The sequence below is a fragment of the Neisseria sp. HMSC078H04 genome, assembly GCF_001838135.1.
GTDB lineage: Bacteria > Pseudomonadota > Gammaproteobacteria > Burkholderiales > Neisseriaceae > Neisseria.
This window is the reverse complement of the sequence record NZ_KV835849.1, coordinates 235,679-242,853: the sequence shown is the minus strand read 5'-3', so window position 1 is coordinate 242,853 and position 7,175 is coordinate 235,679. Positions and strand designations below refer to the sequence as shown.

Here is a 7,175-nt window from a genome sequence, read left to right as displayed (position 1 = left end):
TACGATGTTGAAGCAGAAATCGAAAAATTCTTATGGATGGATGCAGTGATTTGGCAGATGCCGGGCTGGTGGATGCACGAGCCTTGGACAGTGAAAAAATACATAGATGAAGTATTAACCGCCGGACACGGCAAGCTTTACCACAGTGATGGTCGCCATCGTGTTAATCCAAGCGAAGGCTATGGCACAGGTGGTTTGTTGCAAGGCAAAAAACACATGCTCTCGCTTACTTGGAATGCGCCGATTGAGGCCTTCACCCGAGAAGGCGATTTTTTCGAAGGCAAAGGCGTGGATGCGTTGTATATGCACTTCTACAAACTCAATGAATTCATCGGTTTGACCCGTCTGCCGACATTCTTATGTAACGATGTGATCAAAAATCCACAAGTGGAACAATACTTAGCAGACTACCAAGCACACTTGAAAAAAGTATTCGGCTAATGGCAAAAAAGGTGGGTAAAATGCCCACTTTTTTATTATTGATGAATGGGTGTGATCATTGTAAATGAGCCACATCGTTAAGCTGCTCAATATGAAAACCGCTTTCACTATCGTATTTCACAATACTGATTGAAGTATGCAACAATGACACGGATTTACCCTCATCACGATGGTTTTCCCAAGTCGCTCCGCCTAGTAAGGACAATAAAAGCCGCAAGGTATGACCATGCGATACCACTAAAATATTAGCGCCCGATTGATGTACCTTAATGATGTCGTAAAGGGCGGCCATTGCACGTACTGCTAATTGTTCAAAGGTTTCAGGCCGTCTGAAAATTTTTCAGACGGCCTTTTCATTCATATCGTTTTATGCGACAAAGCGTTTGGCAACTTCATCCCAGTTAACGATTTCCCAGAAACCTTTCAGGTAGTTAGGACGGCTGTTGCGGTAGTCGATGTAATAGGCGTGTTCCCATACGTCGCAAGTCAACAGCGGAGTGTTTTCAGTAGTCAGCGGAGTACCTGCATTGGAAGTAGAAACCAAATCCAATTCACCGGCAGGCGTTTTTACCAACCATGCCCAACCTGAGCCAAAAGTACTGGCCGCGCAAGCATTGAACGCTTCTTGGAATTTCTCGAAGCTGCCCCATTTGGCATCGATGGCCGCAGCCAATTCGCCGGCAGGTTTGCCTTGGCCTTTAGGTGTAAAGCCCAGCCAGTAGAAAGTGTGGTTCCAAGTTTGGGCAGCGTTGTTGAACATACCGCCGGAAGATTTTTTCACGATTTCTTCCAAAGGCATTTCTTCAAACTCAGTGCCTTTGATTTGATTGTTCAAATTGGTGATGTAAGTTTGATGGTGTTTGCCGTAGTGGAACTCCAAAGTTTCTTTGGTCAGATGAGGGGACAACGCATCCAGTTCATAAGGCAATTGTGGTAGCTTGTGTTCCATTTTTATGCTCCTAATTATTGATATTTATATTTTGGTAGTGTGTGTTGTCAAATCGACAACATTGCTATTTTACCTGCTTTAGCCTAAACAAACCAATTGAACTTACACTGCGCTATAATAGTGGATTGCAATTTTCCAGCCAGAGATGCCCGTCATGAGCAATTATTCCGATATGCCGTCTGAAGACCGTGAAATCAGCGCATTGTCACTGCCGCCACATTCCACAGAAGCGGAGCAATCCGTCTTAGGCGGCCTGATGCTGGAAAATTCTGCTTGGGACCGTATTGCCGATGTCGTTTCCGGCGAGGATTTCTACCGTCACGAACATCGCCTGATTTTTCGTGCTATTGCCAACCTGATTAATGAAAGCCGTCCTGCCGACGTCATTACCGTCCAAGAAAATTTGGAACGCAATGAAGAATTGGAAGCTGCAGGCGGATTCAACTATCTGATTACACTGGCGCAAAACACGCCATCTGCTGCCAATATCCGCCGCTACGCCGAAATCGTGCGCGAACGTTCCATCATGCGCCAGCTTGCCAAAGTCGGCACGGAAATTGCGCGTAACGCATACAATCCGCAAGGGCGCGATGCAGGCCAGCTTTTGGACGAGGCAGAAAACAAAGTATTCCAAATCGCCGAAATTACCGCCAAATCCAAACAAGGCTTCCTTGAGATGCCCGACCTTTTGAAAGAAGTGGTCGAACGCATCGATATGCTTTATTCGCGAGACAATCCTGATGAAGTAACCGGCATATCGACAGGTTTTATCGACCTTGACAAAAAAACATCAGGTCTCCAACCGGGCGATTTGATTATCGTCGCAGGCCGTCCTTCCATGGGTAAAACTGCCTTTTCGATCAATATTGCGGAACACGTTGCCGTAGAAAACAAATTACCTGTCGCCGTATTCTCCATGGAGATGGGCGGTGCACAGCTGGTCATGCGTATGCTGGGTTCGGTAGGACGTTTGGATCAAAGCGTCTTAAAAACCGGCAGATTGCAAGACGAACACTGGGGCCGTCTGAACGAAGCGGTCGTCAAACTCTCCGATGCACCCATGTATATCGATGAAACGCCGGGCTTGACCGCGCTAGAACTGCGCGCCCGCGCCCGTCGTCTTGCGCGCCAGTTCAACGGCAAATTGGGTTTGATCGTCATCGACTACCTGCAATTGATGTCAGGCTCCGGCCGTTCTGACAACCGCGCTTCCGAGCTTGGCGAAATTTCCCGCTCACTCAAAGCATTGGCCAAAGAATTGCAAGTTCCCGTCATTGCCCTGTCGCAGTTGAGCCGTACTGTTGAACAACGTACCGACAAACGGCCGATGATGTCCGACTTGCGTGAATCCGGCGCAATCGAACAAGATGCCGACTTAATTATGTTTATGTATCGTGATGAATACTACAACTCAGAATCACCCGCAAAAGGCTTGGCGGAATGTATTATCGGCAAACACCGTAACGGTCCCGTCGGAAAAGTATTCCTCACTTGGATGGGCCAATTTACCAAATTTGATAATGCTGCCTATGTTCCAGAATCCATGTTGATGGAAGATTGAGACAGATTGTCTGAAAAACTAACCGAATTTCATATTTCATTAGTCACGCATTACAAAATCGTTTAAAATAAATCTAATAAAAGCAAAAGCATTGCCACAGGCAAATGCAAAAGAGAAAACGTCAGTTACCCAACACATTACTACCAAAAAATCACTCATGTATCAGACACAAAAAGGCTTCACCCTAATTGAGTTGCTGATCGTCATTACTATTGCAGCAGTAATGGCCGTCATCGCACTTCCCAATATGAATCAATGGATTGCCTCCAGACGTGCGGCGTCGCAAGCAGAGCAAATTGCCAATCTGCTGCGCTTCGCGCGAAATGAGGCCGTCCGTCTCAATCTTCCCGTTTACATCTGCCCGGTCAAAATCAAATCCGATGGCTCGCCTAATAATGGTTGCGATTCCAAATATGCCGGTAATGGTATGTTGGCCTACGCCGATAAAAACGGAGATTCCAACTATAAAAACGATACAGTCGATTTATCCATCCGCTCCATTATTCTTAATGGAGATACCGAAAAAGTAGCATACAGCTTCAACTATATCCCTATCGGCAATGACCGTTCTGCTCTTTCTGCTTCAACTTCAACAGAAGTCTGGTGGAGATTCTTGCCTAATGGTACATTTGGCCATTCAATCGATGGAAAGAATTATCAATTTTCAGACGGCCACATCAAAATCAGCCTGACGGATAAATCTGCCGCCGATGCTGAAACCAAGAAAGCCCGTGCTACCGTACTTTTAATCAATGGTAATGGGCATGTCGAAATCTGTGCTAAAAACGATGATCGCAAAATGTGCGAATACACTTCCAAATAATAACAACGGTATCTTATGAACATTACTAATCCTACTCATCTCAGATCATTTAAAGGCCGTCTGAAAACGAGCTCATCAAGCTTTACCCCAAAACTTCAATCAGGCATGACCCTGATTGAAGTTTTGATTGCCATGTTTGTCCTTGCCATCGGTGTGCTGGCCCTTCTGGCTGTCCAACTGCGTACTGTATCCAACGTGCGCGAGTCTGAAAATCAAACCACCGTCGCCCAAATTACGCAAAATCTGATTGAAGGCATGCTTATCAATCCGACGCTCTCTGAAGAAACCGATACTGCAGGCGACAAAACCTCCCGTTATAAAAAATCCTATGATACTTACATCACATCCGGCTCTGAACAACTGAAAGAATCAAAACAAACCAATGAATTTAAAGACAAAATGACAAAAGCGCAACTTGCGCAAGCTCAAATTGCCCAGTTTAAAGCCGATTTAGCCAAAGCCCTTCCTGAAGCCCAAGTTTTCTCGACCATCTGCAAAGATTCTTCCGGTACAGAGCCGACTTACGAAAAAGGGTTCAATGCAAAATGCGATGGCAAAGGCGACACAACCATCGTGAAAGTTTTATGGTTGCAAGATGTCGAAGAAGAAAATACCGCAAAAAATCTCAATACATCGGGGCATCACGTTGTCTATACCTATCAATCACGCGTAAGAGACTAACAATGAACAATAAACGCTTACTCAACCATATTCCCAATAAAACCGCTATTCGAGGCTTCAGCATCCTTGAATTTTTGGTTGCCAGCCTGCTCAGCATGATTGTCTTAATGGCTGTCAGCTCCACCTACTTTACTGCACGCGGATTGAACAAATCTGCCAACACCCGTATCGGTATCCAACAAGATTTGCGCAACGCCGCCAATATGATTGTCCGCGATGCGCGTATGGCAGGCAATTTCGGCTGCTTCAATATGTCTAATTTCCCTGCCTCTGCAGTAACAGAAGACAAAAGCTCAGATGAATACACATTGAAAACGGCTGGTGTGAATAATCTGTTACCGATTAAAGAAATCAATAAATTAGGCTATGCAGGTTTTGCTCAAACCGGCAAAGCCCTGCTGTTTCAATATGGAATCGACAAAGCAAACCCTACTGCAAAAACTGCTATTGCCAGCAGCTGCTCCGGCATTGCCAAACCTCACACAGTAATTAAAGATTTAGCTGCGGCAAAATCGGCTTTAAAAATTACCAACTCTGATCAAGACGGCAGTATCGCCATCATGAAGCATGAAATGATTGCTTACGCCGTTGGCACGCTTGGCGAAGAGAGCGGTTTGTTCCGTTTCCAATTATCAAATGATGGCTCATGGAATAATCCGCAGCTGTTGATTAAAGGCATTACAACCATGGATATCCACTATATCTATGCAGAATGTCCTGATTCTGAAAATGCATCTGCCAGCGGATTGAATACAAAATCATTTGATTACAAAAACGCATTGGATATCTCAGCTGAGGCTAAGTCTCCGGCCTCTATCCAAATCGTACTGAATAACGGCAGTATTGACCCATCAAAAGAACAAGACAATAAAGTCGATATCTATAATATTAATGCCACCATCCGCGGAGGAAACGTATGCGCCGACCGATCACTCTAATTAAACCCGACCGGCAGCAGGGCTATGCTTTGTTTATCGTTTTAATGATGATGGTCGTCATCGCCCTGCTCGTGGTCACAGCTACCCAGTCCTACAATACTGAACAGCGTATCAGCACCAATGATGCCGACCGCAAACTGGCAACCACCCTCGCCGAAGCGGCACTGCGTGAAGGTGAAAATCAAATTTTTGATATTGAAGGTAAAAAAACTACTTTTACCGCAAAATGTGAAAAAGGTTTATGTTCCACGCCAAACGTCAAATCCAATGGCGATTTTACTGAAGAAGGCAACCCAACCGTAGATGCTTGGAAGCGCAAATGCGACAAAAACCTGTGTATTGACACCAATGGTACGGAATATCCTTTAGATAAAAAAAGCGGCATCGTAAATAATCCACGCTACATCATCGAATATTTAGGCAAATCTACTGAGGGTCGAATTACCTACCGCGTTACTGCCAAAGCATGGGGTAAGAATGCCAATACCCAAGTCGTTCTTCAATCTTACGTTGCCAGCGAATAATATAATGAATAAAACCTCTACCAAACAACTAGGCTTTACGCTGGTTGAGATGATTATTGCCGTCGCCATCTTAGCCATCCTGAGTGTCATTGCCATTCCGTCTTACAACCGCTACATTGAACGCGGCTACCAATCACAAGCGCATGCCGAGTTAGTCGCCATCAATTCTGCTTTTAAAAACCAGATGGTTAAAAATCCAAAGTGGAAAACTGATGAGATTAAAACTCAGTTGGATAACTTTATTTCCTCATACAAAGGCCATAAAGATTTGGCAGACAAATATAAATACTCTGCCGAAATGATTGATACCAGTACAAGCCGAGCCTATCGTTTGAAAGCCATTCCCATCAAAACAGGCTATACCCTTTCCGTTTGGATGGATAGTTTAGGCAATGCTTACAAATGCACTGATATTGACTCTGCCAAAGATTCCAAAACTACAATGACCAATGGCAAAGGTTGCGAATCGGTTTCCAAAAAGAAATCTTCTTAATCTGACAAACATAAAAAAGCAGTGTCATTTTATCGACACTGCTTTTTTATTTTACTGTTTCCAATCATCGTCTCGGCGTTGGCGTTTCAACAAGATCCTGACTGCGCCATCATTGCCTTGTCGAGGCTCAACATAAGCCAACACATCAGGATGCTGCATCAACCAGCGGCGCGTCATATTTTTTAAAACCGGTTTATAGCCTGCGGAACCCAAGCCGCTGCCGTGGACAATCTCGCCGCAAACGCCACGTTTTTTCGTAAACTCAATAAATTCGTTCAATACCTGCTGCGCTTCTTCCTGCGTATAGCCGTGCAAATCCACATCAGCCACAACAGGATAATGGCCGTTTCGCAAACGCATCAAATCATTTTTACCCTGCCCGTTTTTACTGAATGAAGCCGGCGGTTCTTCCCAGCCGCCGCTGCCCACATAAAAATAATCTTCCTGCTCCAAAGTCGCCATTTCTTTAGGTCGCGGCTTGATAGGTGATTTATCACGAGGCTGTTCATAATAGTTGCCAGCATTTTTTAACGGCGTAACCTTACCAACCGCCTTGCTGAAATCCACATCCTCTACCTGCTTTTTAGCCTTCGCTTCAGCTTCCCGCTCCGCGGCTTCCTTTTTCGCCTGTTTACCCAAAACCTTCAGCGTTTCTTGAAAGTTTGCCGTCATGGTTTGTCCTTTCCAAAAAATTGATTGCACTCATTATAGCAAACCCGGCTACAAGGCCGTCTGAAAGACTCTTATCATCGCTTCTTGTTTAGG

General features: G+C 45.0%; 10 protein-coding genes. 7 read left to right on the top strand and 3 right to left on the bottom strand.

All coding sequences use genetic code 11. The annotated features are described in order from the left end of the window. Positions 1-441 (top strand): NAD(P)H-dependent oxidoreductase (locus HMPREF2560_RS06920; protein WP_070734797.1); only part of this gene is annotated, 441 nt, incomplete at its 5' end. Between the two features lie 55 nt (positions 442-496). Here the strand turns inward: HMPREF2560_RS06920 and HMPREF2560_RS06915 are convergent. After that, positions 497-778 (bottom strand): histidine phosphatase family protein, encoded by a 282-nt coding sequence (locus HMPREF2560_RS06915; protein WP_283116597.1) that lies wholly within the window; start codon positions 776-778, stop codon positions 497-499. Positions 779-808: 30 nt separating this feature from the next. After that, positions 809-1,390, bottom strand: coding sequence for a superoxide dismutase (locus HMPREF2560_RS06910; protein ID WP_070608247.1), 582 nt, complete (start codon positions 1,388-1,390; stop codon positions 809-811). Between the two features lie 154 nt (positions 1,391-1,544). On the opposite strand from HMPREF2560_RS06910, the gene dnaB reads away from it, so the two are divergent. The 6 genes from dnaB to HMPREF2560_RS06880 all read left to right on the top strand — a co-directional run bounded on the left by dnaB (position 1,545) and on the right by HMPREF2560_RS06880 (position 6,410). After that, positions 1,545-2,951 (top strand): replicative DNA helicase, encoded by a 1,407-nt coding sequence (gene dnaB / locus HMPREF2560_RS06905; RefSeq protein ID WP_070873795.1) that lies wholly within the window; start codon positions 1,545-1,547, stop codon positions 2,949-2,951. A gap of 157 nt (positions 2,952-3,108) precedes the next feature. Next, positions 3,109-3,774: a GspH/FimT family pseudopilin gene (locus HMPREF2560_RS06900; RefSeq protein ID WP_070608360.1), complete on the top strand. Its 666-nt coding sequence runs from the start codon at positions 3,109-3,111 to the stop codon at positions 3,772-3,774. A gap of 15 nt (positions 3,775-3,789) precedes the next feature. Next, positions 3,790-4,455 (top strand): type IV pilus modification protein PilV, encoded by a 666-nt coding sequence (gene pilV, locus HMPREF2560_RS06895; RefSeq protein ID WP_210385472.1) that lies wholly within the window; start codon positions 3,790-3,792, stop codon positions 4,453-4,455. Positions 4,456-4,457: 2 nt separating this feature from the next. Then, positions 4,458-5,393 (top strand): PilW family protein, encoded by a 936-nt coding sequence (locus tag HMPREF2560_RS06890; protein WP_070608244.1) that lies wholly within the window; start codon positions 4,458-4,460, stop codon positions 5,391-5,393. Beyond that, a complete protein-coding gene (locus HMPREF2560_RS06885; protein ID WP_070608243.1) occupies positions 5,372-5,917 on the top strand; it encodes a pilus assembly PilX family protein in 546 nt (181 codons plus the stop codon). Before HMPREF2560_RS06890 ends, HMPREF2560_RS06885 begins: the two co-directional genes overlap by 22 nt. Positions 5,918-5,921: 4 nt before the next feature. Next, on the top strand, positions 5,922-6,410 hold the full coding sequence (locus HMPREF2560_RS06880; RefSeq protein ID WP_070608242.1) for a PilX family type IV pilin: 489 nt from the start codon (positions 5,922-5,924) through the stop codon (positions 6,408-6,410). Between the two features lie 51 nt (positions 6,411-6,461). Here HMPREF2560_RS06880 and HMPREF2560_RS06875 read toward each other — a convergent pair whose 3' ends face one another. After that, positions 6,462-7,082, bottom strand: a complete 621-nt coding sequence (locus HMPREF2560_RS06875) for a Smr/MutS family protein (protein ID WP_070608241.1) — start codon at positions 7,080-7,082, stop codon at positions 6,462-6,464. Positions 7,083-7,175 lie beyond the last annotated feature (93 nt).